Below are 18083 nucleotides of genomic sequence, written 5' to 3'. Positions count from 1 at the left end.
AAAAAATTACACTTAAAGGTAAGCAAAAAAACTATTCAACAGATATTTTTAAAAATAAATTGTCAAATAATTAATGTATAGTTTACTTTCATATTCAATACCTTTGGCTTTTAAATACAAAATTGTGATACATGGATTTTAAAAACTTTAAAATACCTTTTAATACCAATCCCCAATATTCAAAAAAAGTTGCCTATTTTTCAATGGAATTTGCCATTGAACAGGTTTTAAAAATATATTCCGGAGGACTGGGCTTTTTAGCCGGTTCACACATGAGAAGCGCCTATAATTTAAAGCAGGATTTTATAGGAATAGGAATACTCTGGAAATTCGGATACTATGATCAGGCAAGAAACCACGATCAGACACTACAGCCGGTATGGACAAAAAAAATGTATAGTTTTTTGGAAGATACCGGAATAAAATTCCAAATTGAAATCCACAGCGCTCCTGTTTGGGTGAAAGTATGGTATCTTGATCCTGAAATTTTCCATACCGCCCCTATGTTTTTTCTATCAACAGATGTACCGGAAAATGACCACGTTTCAAAAACAATCTGTCATAAACTATATGATGCCAATGAATCGACAAAGCTGGCTCAATATATATTACTGGGAAAAGGAGGTGCCCAATTACTGGACGAAATGAATCTGGAAAGAGATATTTATCATCTGAATGAAGCACATGCCCTACCCGCTGCATTTTATTTATTAAGAAAATACAATGGAGATTTAAGCAAAGTAAAAGAGAAACTTGTTTTCACAACGCACACTCCTGAAGAAGCGGGAAATGAAAAACATAATCTGAAATTATGTTATGACATGTCTTATTTTTCAGGCTTTAGTATGGAAGAAGCCAAAAGCATAGAAGGAGTAGATGATGAACGTTTCAATCATTCTCTTTGTGCATTAAAAATGGCTAAAGTTGCCAATGGTGTTTCACAACTTCACGGTGTGGTTTCCAGAGCAATGTGGAGTAAATATCCCGGAATTTGCGAAATCAAATCAATCACCAACGCCCAGGAATTTAAATACTGGGCAGATAAGCGCCTCTACAACTCCAAAGATGAAAGAGACGATCAGGCATTTGATTACCGTAAAAAATATTTAAAAAAGAGACTCTTTAAAATCGTTGCCGATCAAACAGGAAATCTTTTCAATCCAAACATTTTTACTATAGTCTGGGCAAGGAGATTTGCAGGTTATAAACGTGCTGATCTGCTTTTGCACGATAAGGACAGATTTTACAAGTTATTGAATAATCCTGAACATCCTGTTCAGATAATTTGGGCAGGGAAACCCTATCCAATGGATTATTCTGCCATTTCTACGTTCAATACACTGGTAGAAGAAAGTAAAAATCATAAAAACATGGCTGTCCTTACAGGTTATGAGCTTTCTTTAAGCAAATCACTAAAACAGGGTTCAGACCTATGGTTGAATAATCCCAGGGTTCCAAGAGAAGCTTCAGGAACTTCAGGAATGACTGCAGCTATGAATGGTTCTGTAAATCTTTCGACAGATGACGGCTGGATTCCTGAGTTTGCAAGACACGGGCAAAACTCTTTTGTCGTTCAAAAAGCAGATTACCTGAATATGAGCATCTACGAACAGGACAACTATGATTTAAACCAGTTATATGAAATCCTGGAAAACCAGATCCTCCCAACCTACTACGATAATGCAGACAGCTGGAGGAAAATACAGTACAATGCCATGGACGATGTTAAGCATCAGTTTAACAGCGATAGAATGGCTGATGAATACTATAGCATGCTGTATAATTATTAGGGTGAAATTGCTGAATTGAGAAATTTAAAAAATTGAGACCCTTATAATTTTTAGGTCAATATTATAAATAAAAGCTGCCGGAGAATTCTCCGGCAGCTTTTATTTTAAGTTAGTCTTTTTTCTTTTTAGGGACTTTCAAGCCTTTCTCTCTTGCCTCAGAAATTCCGATTGCAACAGCTTGTTTCTTACTTGTCACTTTTTTTCCAGAAGAAGATTTTAATTTACCCTCTTTGAATTCGTGCATTACTTTTCCTACTTTTTCCTGAGCTTTATCTGAATATTTTGTCTTGCTCATGATCCTATTTTTTTAAGATTTTGGCAGGGATACCCCTATTTCATAAACTTCAGCGTGTTTCAAATATTTTGAACGCTCTCTTGAAGTAACCGATTCCAAACGATCATTTTTGATCACAATAATCGGATCTTCTGCATTTTCAATTTCAAAATTGGCTAAATATCTTTCGTCAGGAGCATCCTGACGCATCTTAGCTTTTATTTTCTGCAGATCGTCTGCGTATTTTCTGAATCCCGGATCTGAGGAATGGATAAATTTATATTCATCACCTGCATATACATAATAATGTAATTTTTTTTCAATAAGCCCTGCTTCATCTGAAATCTGCGGATTATCATTTCCATCTTTAAAGCTTACTTCCACTAAAGTTCCGCCCTTTTTCTGTGCACATGCTTCAGCATCTTTAAAGCTCGAAAAACCCGTATACACTATTTGATCATTCAAAACGTAACGATTTAATTTCTGATTGAATGCATTCGTTTCCATAATTATTATTTTAGCTTGATTTGTAATAATACATTCAATTTTTTTGCCAAAGCCTTATATTAAAAAGCTTTTTTGTGCGTTTGATAAAATTATTATCTTTGAATCTGTTTAAAATTAGAAATGAAAAAAATCCTATTAAGTCTTGGTGTTGCCATAGCTCTTCAAAATCTATCTGCACAAGAAATCACATTAGATAAAATATATTCAGGATATTACCGTGGGAAAGGCATTGCCGGAATTACTTCCATGAAAAACGGAGAAAACTACCTGGTTATTGAGCAAGGCGGTATCGCAAAATATTCTTATAAAAATTCTCAAAAAGAAGGTAATATAGTAGACGGGCAGTTTGAAAGCTATGAGTTTTCCGATGATGAATCCAAAATTCTTTTGCTTAAAGAAAGACAGCCTATTTATAGACATTCGTTTTTAGGGAAATTTGAAGTTAAAGACCTTAAATCAGGGAAAATCATTTCTGTTAATGAAGGGAAACCCGTTCAGGAGCCCAGGTTTTCACCGGATGCATCTAAACTGGCATTTATTGCAGACAATAACCTGTTTTTTCAGGATCTGAATTCCGGAAAGATCACTCAGATAACGACGGACGGAAAGAAAAACTCAATTATCAATGGACTTGCTGACTGGGTATATGAAGAAGAATTCGGACATGCAAGACAGTATGAATGGACCAAAAATTCGGATGCCATTGTTTTCATAAAATCAGATGAAAGCCAGGTTCCGGAAATTTATATTCCTATTTATGGTAAAACTCTTTATCCGACAGAAATGCGTTATAAATATCCAAAGGCCGGAGAAAAGAATTCTGTTGTATCAGCTCAATTATACCGTCTTGATTCAGGAAAAACAATGCCATTAAATCTTGGATCCTTCAAGAATTATTATATTCCCAATGTATTTCAGACAGCAAAACCTGACGAAATGGTTTTGATTACTTCAGAAAGAATACAAAACGCTTCTGATGTTTTAAAAGTTAATACAAAAACCGGTGCTGTTCAAAAATTATTTACAGAAACAGATGATAAGTGGATTGATACGGACAGTCCAACATTGGAATTCCTGGAGGATGATTCTTTCCTTTGGGGATCAGAAAGAGACGGGCACCGTCATCTATATTGGTATGACAAAGATGGTAAACTGAAGAAGCAGGTTACAAAAGGAAACTGGGAGGTAACTGATTATTATGGCTACAATCCAAAATCTAAAGAAATCTATGTTCAGACCACTGAAAAAGGAAGTATTAACAAGGTAGTATCCAAAATCAATATTGAGAATGGGAAATCACAGCTGATCTCCAATACAGAAGGAAATAACTCTGCTAATTTCAGCAAAAACTATAATTATTTCATTGAAACCTCCTCCTCTGTTTCAAAGCCTTATACTTTTGTACTTAAGGACGGTAATGGTAAAACAGTAAAAGAACTTCAGAACAATAACGACCAGCTTCAAAAATTACAAGCAGATAATTTTGCCGTGAAGGAATTCATTACCATTCCAAATAATGCAGGTGATCAGATGAATGCATGGATCATAAAACCTAAAAACTTTGATCCGAATAAAAAATATCCTTTATTTATGTTCCAATACTCCGGGCCCGGTTCTCAGCAGGTTTCTAATTCTTGGGATCAAGGAAATACACTGTGGTTCAATCATTTGGTTCAGAAAGGATATATTGTAGCGTGTGTAGACGGACGTGGTACTGGTTACAAGGGAGCTCAATATAAAAAGGTAACATATATGAACCTCGGAAAATATGAAATTGAAGACCAGATTACCGCTGCGAAATGGTTTGGAAATCAATCTTATATTGATAAAAGCAGAATCGGAATGTTCGGATGGAGCTTTGGTGGATATATGACAAGTTTGGCTATGACAAAAGGAGCCGACGTCTTCAAAGCAGGAATTGCTGTTGCTCCGGTTACCAACTGGAGGTATTATGATTCTGTTTATACGGAAAGATTCATGAGAACTCCACAGGAAAATGCTGACGGTTATGATAAAAATTCTCCAACAGAATACTCTAAACTGCTCAAAGGTAAATTTCTACTAATCCATGGTACTGCCGATGATAATGTACATTTTCAGAATTCTATGGAATTCTCGGAGGCCTTGATCCAAAACAAAAAGCAATTTGATTTCATGGCATATCCTGATAAAAACCACGGAATTAGTGGCGGACAAACAAGACCTCAGCTCTATCAAAAAATGACGGATTTTATCCTTAATAATTTATAATCCATCGTTAAAAATATTTATTAAACCTTCTGATTTACGTTAGAAGGTTTTTTAATATTCATTTCATTTATCGTTTTTCTAAAGAGTAATTTATTTTATCAATTAAAATTAAAAACTTATTTTTGGGAAATTTGAAATTTGTATAGATGAAGACTAAACATCCTAAAGGCCTGCCTTTTCTATTTTTTACCGAAATGTGGGAAAGGTTCGGGTACTACTTGATTCTCGGAATTTTTGTTTTGTATGTTATTGAACCTACCGGTTTAAAAGGAGGTCTGGGATTACCGGACAAAACCGCTGACGATATTTTCGGGACCTATATTGCACTTACCTATCTAACCCCGTTTATTGGAGGTTTCTTGGCAGACAGGGTTTTGGGATATATCAAATCTATTTATCTGGGAGGAATTCTGATGGCTGCTGGATATATAGGAATGGGCGTTTTCAAGGATCTCCCTTTATTCTACACTTCTCTGGCACTTATTATCATCGGAAACGGTTTTTTTAAGCCAACCATTTCTACCCTTCTCGGAAATCTATATTCTGAAGAACCTTATAAAGCCAATAAGGACTCTGGTTACAATATTTTCTATATGGGCATCAACATAGGAGCATTTATCTGCAATATTATTGCTGCTTTCATGCGTAACAAATTTGGATGGGGTGAAGCTTTCATTACCGCCGGAGTAGGAATGCTTATCGGAATGGTCATTTTTACTATTGGGAGGAAGCACTATATCCACGCAGCTCAGATGAAACCTGTTCAGGAAGGAGATACTAAGCTTTCGGAAATCTTAATAAAGGTTTTTTTACCGGCTATTATTGCCGGAGCCATCGGATGGTTTATTCCGGGTAATATATTTGGAAGCGATAGCACCGATGCATTTATTTTTGCATGTATTCCTGTCATCTATTTTTATGGTTCTCTTTATTTTAAAGCAAAACCGGAAGAAAAAACGGCTATCGGAGCATTATTATCTGTTTTTATGATCAGTATGTTTTTCTGGGCAGTTTTTAAACAAAACGGAACCGCTTTAACAAGATGGGCGAATTATTATACCGATCGAAGTGTTCCCGCAGCCATAGAAAAACCTTTAGAGAATATCTATATGGTAGATGGTAAAAGTTATGAGGACAAAGAAGTTCCTGTTTATGACAATCAATTCCAGTCACAGAAAGATAAAGACGGAAATACAATTAAGGTGCAGGGGAAAGATGTTTATTTTAAAAATATATCTTCTGAACAACGTGCTGAATTAGAGAAAAATCCAAAAAATAAGGTTTATTTATACAACACTGAATTATTTCAATCCATAAACCCTTTCTGGGTTATTGCTTTAACCCCTCTGATCGTAGGATTTTGGGCAATATTACGAAGAAAAGGAAAAGAGCCGCTTACTCCTACAAAAATTGTTTTAGGCTTATTCATCTCCGCATTATCCTGCCTGGTAATGGTATTGGCAGTAATGGCCGGAGATAACGGAGCTGTAAAAGTTTCTCCATGGTGGCTTGTTGCTGGTTATGGAGTGATTACAGTAGGAGAACTCTGCCTTTCCCCAATGGGACTTTCTTTTGTTTCTAAGCTTTCTCCTGCAAGAATTACAGCATTGATGATGGGTGGTTTTTTCCTTGCCAACTCAGTCGGAAATAAGTTATCAGGAATATTAGCAAGTACGTGGTACAGCTATGATAACAAGATGAATTATTTCCTGGTTAACTTTGCTTTATTGATTTTTGCTACGCTTTTAGGGCTTTCAATGCTTAAAAGATTAAACAGGATCATGAAAGAAAAAGGGCATTAATTAACCCTTTTTAATAGATAATAAAAGCTGTAGAATTGATCTACAGCTTTTTTATTTAAATATAAAATTAAAATCTTGCCAAAAACTCAAAAAAAACTATATTTGCTAGTCTTAACAAAAATTAACAATAAGAATGGATAATATTGAAGCATTAAGTCCGAAACCGGATGAACTTGTAGAGAATAAGAGCTCCAGACATCCCAAAGGATTATGGGTTCTTTTCGGAACAGAAATGTGGGAGCGTTTCAACTTTTATGGGATGAGAGCACTTTTAACGCTCTTTATGGTAAACTCCCTATTGATAAAAGAAGCTGATGCAGCGATCATTTACGGAGGATTTTTAGCTTTGTGTTATTTAACACCTCTTTTAGGAGGATTTATTGCTGATAAATATATTGGTAACAGATATGCCATTATTATTGGTGGATCCTTAATGGCCATTGGTCAGTTTTTACTGTTCATAAGTGCCTCCACTTTTTCTGCTGATATCGGAAGTGCCAAGCTTATCATGTGGCTTGCCTTGTTCATTATCATTTTTGGTAACGGTTTCTTTAAACCGAATATCTCCTCAATGGTTGGAAGCCTTTATCCCAAGCAGGAAAAATCAAAGCTGGACTCTGCCTTTACTATTTTCTACATGGGAATCAATATCGGCGCATTCCTTGGGCAATTTATCTGTCCATACGTTGGGGATGTTAAAGATGCAGCAACAGGTGTAAGAGATATTTTTGCCTTCAAATGGGGATTCCTTGCAGCTTCTATTGCCATGATTATCGGAACGGTAACATTCTTCATCCTTAAAAACAAATATGTGGTAACTCCGGAAGGAAGACCTATCGGAGGATTACCAAAACATAATACAAGTGCAGATTTTGAAGAAGGGGAAACCCAAACGGCTAAATTCTCAGGTCCGTCATTAGGAATAACGGGGCTTATATTTGTCGTTTTATTTTTTGCTTTCAGATATCTTCTTGTAGGAGAATTTGGATTCAATTCAGTAGAGATGGGGCAGCTTATCAAAGGAATTATCTATCCTTTCATCTATGCGGCAGGTATCGCTTTAGCATTCCTTATTATGACTTCTGCTGAAAATAAAGTGGAAAGACAGAGAATCTGGGTAATTTATATCGTATCATTTTTTATTATTTTCTTCTGGGCCGCTTTTGAGCAGGCAGGTTCTTCCCTGACGTTCATTGCGGATAACCAGACAGACAGGAATATTTTAGGCTGGAATATGCCTCCTTCCATGGTTCAGATCTTCAACGGGATCTTTGTTGTTATACTTGCCGTTCCGTTCAGTTTGATCTGGGACAAATTAAGAGCCAAAGGAAAAGAACCTGTATCTCCGTTCAAGCAAGCTATGGGATTGGCATTAATTGCGCTTTCTTATTTCATCATTGCCCACAATGTAAAAGATCTTGGAAGCTCAGGTTTGTTAGCAATCAAATGGCTGATGCTATTGTATTTCATCCAGACATGCGGTGAGCTTTGCCTTTCTCCTATTGGTTTATCACTAGTAGGTAAGTTAGCTCCAAAAAGATTCGCTTCATTACTATACGGGGTTTTCTTTATCTCCAATGCAGCAGGTTATGCTTTAGCAGGTTCGTTAGGAGCTCTTATTCCTGCAACAGGTGATAAATTTAAAAAAGCGGAGGAAATCGGAGTAAACCTTCAGGATGTTTTAGATAAAAAAGTAACTTTAACAGCTGATCAAATAGCTGCTTTTGATAAAGCCCAGCTCCCATTACACAATCCTACATTTGCCGGATTTGAAATTCACAACCTGTTTCAATTCTTCATGGTATTCGTAGTACTTTGCGGTATTGCTGCGGTAATTTTAGGTTTAATTTCACCTATTTTAAAGAAAATGATGCACGGTGTAAAGTAGTTGCATTAATAAAATACTATAAAACCTCTGCTTTGTCAGAGGTTTTTTTATAAATTAGCACGCCGTTTCAAAATGAAACCGCTTTTCGTTTATTTTCATTTACTATGTATACATTAGAAGAAATACAAGATTTTAAAGGCAAGTATCCTAAACAGCTTTGGACGCTATTCACAGTAGAAATGTGGGAGCGTTTTTGTTTTTACGGGATGCGCGGAGTTCTTACCATTTTTATGGTGGACCAATTGGGCTTATTGGAAGATAAAGCCAATTTACAATATGGAGCAATACAGGCCTTCATTTATGCATTCACCTTTATCGGGGGAATTTTTGCAGACAAGATCCTGGGATTTAAAAGATCATTGGTTTTTGGCGGACTTATCATGTCCATTGGTAATCTTATTATTGCCTTTTCGCCCCATGATTTCTTTTATTTCGGAATTACCTGTTCAATCATTGGTACCGGTTTTTTCAAACCTAATATTTCTTCGATGGTAGGAGAACTTTACAAGGAGGATGACCCAAGAAGGGATGCAGGATATGGATTATTTTATGCAGGTATTAATATTGGTGGGTTACTTGGGGGTGGCTTATGTGTTTATCTGGGGAAATATTATTCATGGTCATGGTGTTTCCTTGCAGCTGCCGTTGTAATGATTTTAGGCTTGATTACATTTTTTGCGACAAAGAAAACCTTAGGCCCTATCGGAGATTCTCCATTACAGGCTCTTCCACAATCCAAAAGAACGACTCGTGAAGTGTTGGTTTATATCGGAGCGTTGCTAAGTATGCCGCTAACTTTTATCATGGTAAAGAATACGGATTATACCGATTATTTTATGTACCTGATAGGAATTGTTGCGGTCGGATATTTTATCATAGAAACATTAAAACAAACCACACCTTATCAGAAAAAGCTTGTTGCCGCATTCATATTCATCTTCATGTACTTTGTGTTCAACTCTATTTATGAGCAAAGCGGAGGTTCATTATCTTTATTTGCAAAAGATAATCTTGTACATAAGCTTTTAGGCTTTGGTATGGATCCTAATGTTATTAATAATAGTGCCAATTCATTTTTCATTATCATTTTCAGTCCATTGATCGGGCTGGCATGGATTGGTTTAAATAAAAGAAAATTAGAACCGAATACCATCAACAAATTCGGGATTGGATTTTTATTCCTTGCAGCCGGATTCTTTTTATTTTATAGTTTAAGATATTTTGCAGGTGCTGATGGAAAATCTTCACTTAATCTGTTTACCTTTACCTGGCTGGTCATTACTTTCGGAGAATTATGTTTGGGGCCGATCGGAATGTCTATTATCACAAAACTATCACCAAAGAAAATGTTCGGAATGATGATGGGATTGTGGTTTCTGGCAAGTGCATTCGGACAGTTTGCAGCCGGTAAAATCGGAGCAAGTTTTTCGGAGGCCAATACCGGCAATACCAACATGAGTAAACTTATTGCTTATACCGACGGATATAAAACTCTGGGAATCTATGCATTGATAGCTGGTGTGGTATTAATTTTGATGTCCAAGCTTGTGAGAAAATTAATGCAAGACGTAAAATAAAATATAAGCTTATTATGCTTAATTTTATTAATAATTTAAAATTATATGAAAAAAATTCTAAGCATAATAAGTTTGTTTTTGTTTACCCTGAGCTTCGCACAAGTTAAATGGATGACTATTGAAGAAGCCCTGAAGGCTCAGAAACAAAATCCTAAAAAAATTCTTATTGATTTTTATGCCGACTGGTGTGGTCCATGCAAAATTATGGACAAAAAGACATTTGGTCATCCAGTAATTGAGCAGATCCTGAATGAAAACTATTATCCGGTGAAGTTCAATGCAGAAGAGAAAAAAGATATTGAAATTTTCGGGAGAACATTTTCCAATCACACCGTTGAACACAAAAAAGGAAAAAATTCACTCCATGAATTCACACAATATATGAACGTTGCGGCAGTTCCCAGCACTGTTTTTCTGGATGAGAAAGGAGGACCCATCACTATTCTTCAGGGTGAACTTTCAGCTATAGAGCTTGAGCCTTACCTGGAATTTATTTCAAAGGATATGTATAAAAAAATCAAAACTCGGGAACAGTGGGAAGATTACCAGAAAAAGTTTAAATCCAAAATAAAAAACTAGTTTGGGATTTCCAAATTAATAATTAAGGCTTCCAATTTTTTGGAAGTTTTTTTTATTTTACCGAAATTCGGACTTTTATTTTTTCATTTACTATCGCGGATCAGAAACCTGTATCCAAGCTAAAATTGAATCTAGAAACCTCTATAGAATACGTTAAAGGAATCGGTCCTGAAAAAGCTAAACTCATTAAAAGTGTGTTGGGAATTTCTACTGTGGAAGATTTGCTTAACTTCTATCCTATCCGGTATCTGGATAAAAATAAAGTGTATAAAATTTCTCATCTTCAGGAAAACAATCTGGAGATTCAGCTAAAAGGAAAAATTACCCATGTTCAGGAAATTCAAACCGGAAAAACCAAAAGGCTCTCCGCCAAATTCAATGATGAAACCGGAACAATGGATCTTGTATGGTTCCAATATTCAAAATGGCTGAAAGAGCAGCTTCCCATCAACAGGGAAGTTTATATTTTCGGAAAGATCAATCTTTTTAACAGTCAGTTTTCAATGCCACATCCGGAAATTGAAATTGAAGAAAAAAGAGAAAATGATAATCGCCTGAGACCAATTTATCCAAGCTCTGAAAAGCTGACAAAACGTGGTTTAAACCAAAAATATTTTCAAACAATTCTCAGAAATATCTGCAAAGAGATCCCCAATCTTATTGAGGAAAACCTACCGGATTACCTGATAAAATCCTTTAAATTCTTATCAAGGCAACATACTTTTTTAAATATCCATTTTCCACAGAGTATGGAATATTTTGAAAAGGCCGATCAGCGGTTGAAATTTGAAGAATCATTTTTCTTTCAGCTAGGCTATGTTTTAAAGAAAATTCATCATAAAAGCCAGGCGTTCGGCAATCCATTTCCTATTGTGGGAGACTACTTTACCGGTTTTTATGAAAACCATCTTCCTTTTGAGCTTACCAATGCCCAAAAACGTGTTTTAAAAGAAATACGCTTAGATATGAAGAAACCGATACAGATGAACAGGCTTCTTCAGGGAGATGTAGGCTCAGGAAAAACGATGGTTGCTTTGCTTACTATGCTTATTGCAATGGATAACGGCTTTCAAAGTTGTATGATGGCACCTACTGAAATCCTTGCCCAACAGCATTATAACGGAATAAAAGAATTGCTGGAAAAAACAGATATTAATGTCCGGCTTTTAACCGGTTCCACAAAGGCTTCTGAAAGGAAAATCATTCATCAGGAGCTTGAAAACGGAGAGCTGTCTATTTTAGTAGGCACTCATGCCGTACTTGAGGATAAGGTTAAGTTTAAAAATCTCGGGCTTGCCATTATAGATGAGCAACATCGGTTTGGTGTTGCACAACGGGCAAAACTTTGGGCAAAAAACAAAATTCCGCCACACATTCTTGTTATGACAGCCACTCCTATTCCGAGAACTCTGGCTATGAGCTTTTACTCGGACTTGGATGTTTCTGTGATAGATGAAATGCCCGTAGGTAGAAAACCGATTATAACAGCTCATAGAAGAGAAAAAGACAGAACCTATGTTTATAATTTCTGTAGAGATGAAATAAAAAAAGGCAGGCAGGTCTATTTTGTATATCCGCTGATAGAAGAGTCTGAAACCTTAGATTATAAAAATTTAATGGAAGGTTTGGATCATGTTATGAACTCTTTTCCTGATTATAATGTGAGTATGCTTCATGGAAGGATGAAGCCGGATGAAAAAGACGCAGCCATGAATTATTTTGCATCCGGGAAAGCAGAAATTATGGTTGCAACGACAGTAATTGAAGTGGGTGTAAACGTTCCCAATGCCTCAGTAATGGTTATAGAGAGCGCTGAGAGGTTTGGTTTGTCACAGCTCCATCAGTTAAGAGGACGTGTGGGCCGCGGAGCGGAACAAAGCTATTGCATTCTCATGACTTCAGATAAACTATCAACTGAAAGCAGAACCCGCATCAAGACAATGACAGAAACCAATGATGGATTTAAAATCTCAGAAGTAGATATGCAATTACGCGGACCCGGTGATATTTTAGGTACTCAGCAAAGTGGTGTTGTAGATTTTAAAAGACTTGACCTGGTAAAAGATTCCGGGATTATAAAAGCAACAAAGAAAACAGTTGAAAAGATTCTTGAAAAAGATCCCCTGCTTGGTCTTGCGGAACATCAGATTATTAAAAACTACTATCTGAAATACTATAAAGGGAAAAATAAATGGAGCAAAATATCATAAAAAAAACCGCAAAAAGAAAAAGATCTTTCCGCGGCCCCCTTATAAAACTGTTATTTAGAAGAAATTATTCTCGTGGTAAAAAATTTATTTAGTAGAATGCTTATTATTCTGTAATTTGATGTGGAGTGAAAATATTTATAGCATTTGCATTTTTATTTTAAGCCACTACTAAATAAATTTTGAAAAAACAAAATGAATTATGTTTCCAACTTACTTATTATAAAAACTAACTGTGTTTGTCGAAAGGATTTTAAAAGAAACGACTATAATATCCCCCGACGCTTGAGTTTTCATGATTGTACCGTTTTGTTTAAAGATCTTCTACGCTTAACATTGGAACTGAATAATCCATTTTGTTTTACTAACATCGTGATTAACATTTTTTACTTTCAAGATTTGAAAAATAATTATTTATATTAATTACTTTTATGATTAATTTGTGTTAGCACGTTTCTTGTACAAATTTCATCAATTGTTATTAATAACTATTTATATTATTATATTTAATAGTTATAAAATTTTCACCTATTGGTGAGTATTGTATAATATGTCTTATTTTATTTCTGAATTAAAATCCAGAAACATCAATGTTTATCATACTTTCAGGATAAGATTATCCTTATTGAGTCCTGATGTGTGGTATTGCCAATTTAGAGTCACTACCTCGGAAATTACCCTTTTCAGGTCTTTATAATTATCTGGTTTTTTTATATAAATATTTGCACCTTTTACAAAAATCCTTTCGACTTCTTCTTCTGACAACGTATCACAATATACCCCTGTGACCATACTGTTCAACCTCACATCTTTTTTAATCTCTTCCAGACATTCCAGCATCCCTTTTTTTGGAATGGTGTAGTTCATCAGCAGCACTTCCGGAATAAGAGCCTCCGCATTATTTAAATATTTCATCAAATCCTCACCATTGGAAAACGACTGCACCTTTACTGTTATTTTAAGATCTTTAAATATACTTTTAAATAGAATAATATTGCCTTCGTCATTATCAACAAGTATGGTATTTAAATATTCTTTATTCATAAAGCATTTTATTAGTAACAGCCACAGTCTGCTCTTTTCTCCTTTTGATAATAATTTTCTGAAACTGGGAAGGAGTGATACCCGTTGTATTTTTAAATTGTGTACTGAGATGAGCAACACTGGAGTAGTTCAGCTTATGTGCAATCTCCGTAAGGTTAAGTTTATTTGTAATAATCAGCTCCTTGGCATATTCTATCTTCTGTAGAATAATAAAGTTTTCTATAGATGTGTACGCGACTTCTGAAAAAAGATTGGAAAGATATCCGTAGCTATGATTCAATTTTTCAGCAATGTAAATAGACGCTTTAACAGCAACAATATCTTTTGAGAAAACCAATTCTACGATTGCATCTTTTATTTTCTGGACTAATGCAATCTTCTGGCTCTCGATAATTTCGATGCCATAATCTTCAAGATTCTTTTTGAAATTATTGTGCTGTTCCTGAGTAAATGCTTCATAAAATTCAACTTCCCCAAAATTCAGCAAACGGTATTTCAAACCCTGTTCTTTAAGCTTTTCATCCAACACTTTTTTACAAAGAGCATTGAAATCAAATTTCACATACATTTTCATCCTAGTACAAGTGTGTTAATTATTTTGTAAATATAAACTTTTATTTCATATAAATGTGAAATAGGTTAATAAAGTTAAAATAATTTTCATAAACGCAAAAAACTCCTGCATTAAAGAATACAGGAATTTAAACACTAAGGATGAAAAAAATATACTGATAAAAGCCAATACAGCTTAAAACCAAGTATATGAACGTATTATTTTTGAAGTGATTTGGTTCTTTGCAAATATCACAATTATAACCAAGTCACCCGTTATAGAATTATCAGATATTGTTACACAATTATAAGTCTATTGTTCGTGAATTATAAATTCCATGAGATAATCGTCCATCACGAAACCATTCCCAATATCAAATACTCCTTCATCGTAGATCCGGTATCCTTGAGATTCGTAAAATTGTCTTGCGGCATTAAATTTATTTACATTTAAGATTATTCTGCCATCTCCAGCTTCAAGTGTTTTGTCTGCCAAAAAAGCGAGTGCTTTTTTCCCAAATCCTTTTCCTTTACTCTCGGGAACCAAATAAATCCTGTGGAGTTTTGTTGTTTGATCTTCGTAGGCATTTTCGTAGCCTATAAATCCTTCAAAAGAGTTACTTTCTCCATCTTTAATAAGATAATAATGATAATGAGGGTGCTGCAAATGCCCTGCAATCTCTTCTGTAGAATACATTGTACCCAACATATACTCCATCTGTTCAGCCGAAAGTATTTCTGCATAGGCATTTTCCCATGATCTTCTGGCTAAATCCTGAATTAAAGGAATGTCATTTTCTGTTGCTTTTACTAATTCCATAATTTTATCATTAAAAAAAGTGAAAGGCACGAACCTTTCACTTTATGTTATTTAATTTATTGACAGATAACGTAACCGCATATTTATTTTTAACGTCTTACGTATCTTAAATATTCGCCATTTCAGCTTTTATTTTCGCGTAAAGTCCTTCTGATGCTGCTACGAGAGGAAGTCTTAAATAATTTTTAATAATTCCTTTTTCTGTCAAAATCACTTTAATTCCACATGGATTTCCTTCGGCAAAAATCATTCTTGTGATTTCAACAAGTTTGTTATGAATTTCATAAGCTTCTTTTACTTTTCCATCCAAAGCTAACTGAATCATAGTAGAAAACTCTTTTGGATATGCTTGTCCTATAACGGAAATAACTCCTTCACCACCTGCCAAAGTTACAGGCAATGCATATTCATCATCTCCCGATACTAATGCAAAACCTTCAGGCTTCTTTCTTAAAATATCGAAATATTGAAGAATGTTTGGAGCGGCTTCCTTAATTAAGAATAAATTAGGAAATTCTTTAGCCAATCGAATCGAAGTATCTGCCTCTATATTTTGTCCTGTTCGGGAAGGCACGTTATAGATAATGATCTTTTTTCCTGTAGAAGCCAGAGCTTTATAATGCTGATAAAGCCCCTCCTGATTAGGTTTATTATAATAAGGAGAAACTGATAAAACTGCTTCAAACGATGAAAGATCCGTTTCTTCAATTTGTTTTTTTACTTCAAGAGTATTGTTCCCTCCAATTCCCAGAACCAAAGGAAGGCGTTTACTATTTACCTTAATGATATGATCTGTAACCTGTTTCTTCTCCTCTGCAGAAAGTGTTGCAGCTTCCGCTGTAGTTCCTAAAACAACTAAATAACTGGTTCCGTTTTCAATGTTATATTCAACAAGTTTTGTTAAACTATCAAAATCAACGGATAAATCTTCATTAAAGGGTGTTACCAAAGCCACACCTACTCCTTTTAAAATGCTCATCTGTTAGAATTATTTTTGTCAAATTTAATAATTTCGACTAAGAATTTATAATAAATAATAATGTTTTATTCTACATATAATTATATTTGCATATACTAAAAGAAATAATGAAAAATAAATTCTTATTGCTGGGAATTGCCTTGGTTTCGCTTACTTCTTGTAAAACAATTCCTTTACAGGTAGCAAATGTGGAAACACAAAAGAATATTTCCATTAATAAAGATCTGAAGAATGATGAGGCTTTTGTAAAAGTTATTGAACCTTATAAACAAAAACTGGATCGGGAAATGAATCAAAAAATTTCCCATACGAACACAGATCTTACCAAACAAGGTGATAACAGCAATCTGGGAAATCTTTTAGCTGATTATACTTTTGAAGGAGCCAATGAATGGGCAAAGTCACACCTGCAAAAGAATGTTGACGCTGCTCTCATCAATATAGGAGGTATTCGCACTTCCATTGGCAAGGGTGATATTTTACTCAAAAATGTATACGAAGTGATGCCATTCGAAAATGAAGTGGTCATTGTTAAAATGAAGGGATCCGACTTGCAGGGTTTATTTGAATACTATGCAAAAAATGAGGTCAATAATCCGGTTTCTCACTTGTATATAGAAACTCAAAACGGCAAACCATCCAAAACTTTAATTGACGGAAAAACCATTAATTCAAGTCAGGATTATTATATTGCAACTTCTGATTATTTAGCATTAGGAGGTGATAACATGAATTTCTTTGCAAAAGGGGAATCAATTTCTACGGGAATTAAAATGAGAGATCTATTTATTGATTGTTTTAAGAAAAACCCCCAGATTGTTCCCAATACTGATGTTCGTTTAAATTTTATCGGTAAGAAATAATGGATAGAAAAAGATTTATAAAAACAATTGGTGGCGGGACTATGGCAATGGCTTTAGCTCCCAATATGATGATGGCTGAAGATTTCGGACTGAGTACCTTATCTTCAACAAATAAACTTACTATTCTTCATACCAATGATCAGCACAGCAGAATAGAACCTTTTGATGAAAGTTATACAAAAAATCCTAATCAGGGAGGTTTTGCAAGAAGAGCAAGTTTAATACAGCAAATCAGAAGTAAAGAAAACAATGTATTGCTTCTTGACTCGGGAGATATATTCCAGGGAACGCCGTACTTTAATTTCTTTGGCGGCGAACTTGAATTCAAATTAATGTCCATGATGAAATATGATGCTTCTACCATGGGGAATCATGATTTTGATAATGGATTACAGGGGTTTCTGAATGTTTTGCCTAATGCACAGTTTCCATTCATCTGCTCGAATTATGATTTTAAAAATACAGTTTTAGATGGTAAAACATCTCCCTATAAAATCTTCAATAAAAACGGAATCAAAGTAGGGATTTTCGGAGTAGGCATTCAATTGGAGGGGCTAGTGGGTAAAAAACAATATCAGGAAACCGTATATTCGAATCCGATTGAAGTTGCACAACATTATTCAAACTTTTTGAAAAATGAACAAAAATGTGATCTTGTAATTTGCTTATCACATATTGGCTACGATTACAAAGGAGAGCCCGATAAGGTAAGTGATAAGATACTGGCTGCAAGTACAGAAAATATCGATCTGATTTTAGGAGGACATACCCATACATTTTTACCGGAACCCCAAACCTTTAAAAACCGTCAAGGAAAAAATGTCCTGGTAAATCAGGTGGGATGGGCAGGACTTCTTTTAGGCAGAATAGATTTCCACTTTGACAATAACAAAAACGTACAACATATCTCCTGGAATAATCAGGTAATAGATAGCAGTATAATAGCATAAT

Annotated in this window: 15 protein-coding genes; 9 read left to right on the top strand and 6 right to left on the bottom strand. The window is 34.9% G+C overall.

Annotated elements, in window-relative coordinates:
* Window positions 1–131 precede the first annotated feature (131 nt).
* Window positions 132–1790: an alpha-glucan family phosphorylase gene (gene glgP / locus ACNFU2_RS18090; protein ID WP_273650769.1), complete on the top strand. Its 1659-nt coding sequence runs from the start codon at window positions 132–134 to the stop codon at window positions 1788–1790.
* A gap of 109 nt (window positions 1791–1899) precedes the next feature.
* Here the strand turns inward: glgP and ACNFU2_RS18085 are convergent, their stop codons facing one another.
* Together ACNFU2_RS18085 and ACNFU2_RS18080 are read right to left on the bottom strand one after the other, a co-directional pair.
* Window positions 1900–2085 (bottom strand): DUF6496 domain-containing protein, encoded by a 186-nt coding sequence (locus ACNFU2_RS18085; RefSeq protein WP_172283850.1) that lies wholly within the window; start codon window positions 2083–2085, stop codon window positions 1900–1902.
* 12 nt (window positions 2086–2097) lie between these two features.
* Complete coding sequence (locus tag ACNFU2_RS18080; protein ID WP_172283848.1) at window positions 2098–2571, bottom strand: hypothetical protein; 474 nt, start codon at window positions 2569–2571, stop codon at window positions 2098–2100.
* Window positions 2572–2691: 120 nt separating this feature from the next.
* On the opposite strand from ACNFU2_RS18080, the gene ACNFU2_RS18075 reads away from it, so the two are divergent.
* From ACNFU2_RS18075 to recG, 6 genes are all read left to right on the top strand, one after another.
* The gene (locus tag ACNFU2_RS18075) at window positions 2692–4821 is read left to right on the top strand and encodes a S9 family peptidase (protein WP_273650768.1); all 2130 of its coding nucleotides are present in this window, start codon (window positions 2692–2694) and stop codon (window positions 4819–4821) included.
* 146 nt (window positions 4822–4967) lie between these two features.
* Window positions 4968–6623: a peptide MFS transporter gene (locus ACNFU2_RS18070; protein WP_172283845.1), complete on the top strand. Its 1656-nt coding sequence runs from the start codon at window positions 4968–4970 to the stop codon at window positions 6621–6623.
* A gap of 133 nt (window positions 6624–6756) precedes the next feature.
* Entirely contained in the window at window positions 6757–8511 is a 1755-nt protein-coding gene (locus ACNFU2_RS18065) for a peptide MFS transporter (protein WP_172283843.1), read from the top strand.
* A gap of 104 nt (window positions 8512–8615) precedes the next feature.
* On the top strand, window positions 8616–10088 hold the full coding sequence (locus tag ACNFU2_RS18060) for a peptide MFS transporter (protein ID WP_418122567.1): 1473 nt from the start codon (window positions 8616–8618) through the stop codon (window positions 10086–10088).
* Window positions 10089–10133: 45 nt separating this feature from the next.
* Window positions 10134–10667, top strand: a complete 534-nt coding sequence (locus ACNFU2_RS18055) for a thioredoxin family protein (protein WP_306614470.1) — start codon at window positions 10134–10136, stop codon at window positions 10665–10667.
* 92 nt (window positions 10668–10759) lie between these two features.
* A complete protein-coding gene (gene recG / locus ACNFU2_RS18050) occupies window positions 10760–12877 on the top strand; it encodes an ATP-dependent DNA helicase RecG (RefSeq protein WP_418124917.1) in 2118 nt (705 codons plus the stop codon).
* A 594-nt stretch (window positions 12878–13471) separates the two neighbouring features.
* On the opposite strand, the gene ACNFU2_RS18045 is transcribed toward recG, so the two are convergent.
* The 4 genes from ACNFU2_RS18045 to dapA form a co-directional block, all read right to left on the bottom strand.
* The gene (locus ACNFU2_RS18045; protein ID WP_418122564.1) at window positions 13472–13918 is read right to left on the bottom strand and encodes a response regulator; all 447 of its coding nucleotides are present in this window, start codon (window positions 13916–13918) and stop codon (window positions 13472–13474) included.
* Window positions 13911–14492 carry a helix-turn-helix domain-containing protein gene (locus ACNFU2_RS18040; protein WP_172283835.1) on the bottom strand — a complete coding sequence of 194 codons (582 nt, stop codon included), beginning with the start codon at window positions 14490–14492 and terminating at the stop codon, window positions 13911–13913. The genes ACNFU2_RS18045 and ACNFU2_RS18040 overlap by 8 nt, the downstream gene beginning before the upstream one ends.
* A gap of 291 nt (window positions 14493–14783) precedes the next feature.
* Window positions 14784–15290 (bottom strand): GNAT family N-acetyltransferase, encoded by a 507-nt coding sequence (locus ACNFU2_RS18035; protein WP_273650764.1) that lies wholly within the window; start codon window positions 15288–15290, stop codon window positions 14784–14786.
* Between the two features lie 106 nt (window positions 15291–15396).
* Window positions 15397–16269: a 4-hydroxy-tetrahydrodipicolinate synthase gene (gene dapA, locus ACNFU2_RS18030; protein ID WP_418122560.1), complete on the bottom strand. Its 873-nt coding sequence runs from the start codon at window positions 16267–16269 to the stop codon at window positions 15397–15399.
* Window positions 16270–16376: 107 nt separating this feature from the next.
* Between dapA and ACNFU2_RS18025 the strand changes: the two genes are divergently transcribed.
* Window positions 16377–17132 (top strand): 5'-nucleotidase C-terminal domain-containing protein, encoded by a 756-nt coding sequence (locus tag ACNFU2_RS18025; RefSeq protein WP_172283829.1) that lies wholly within the window; start codon window positions 16377–16379, stop codon window positions 17130–17132.
* Window positions 17132–18082: a bifunctional metallophosphatase/5'-nucleotidase gene (locus ACNFU2_RS18020; protein ID WP_418122558.1), complete on the top strand. Its 951-nt coding sequence runs from the start codon at window positions 17132–17134 to the stop codon at window positions 18080–18082. Before ACNFU2_RS18025 ends, ACNFU2_RS18020 begins: the two co-directional genes overlap by 1 nt.
* Window position 18083: the final 1 nt, after the last annotated feature.

The organism is Chryseobacterium sp. PTM-20240506 (assembly GCF_048296755.1).
Lineage (GTDB): Bacteria > Bacteroidota > Bacteroidia > Flavobacteriales > Weeksellaceae > Chryseobacterium > Chryseobacterium proteolyticum.
Note: the sequence above shows the minus strand (reverse complement) of the source record. Positions and strands in the feature narration are given on the sequence as shown.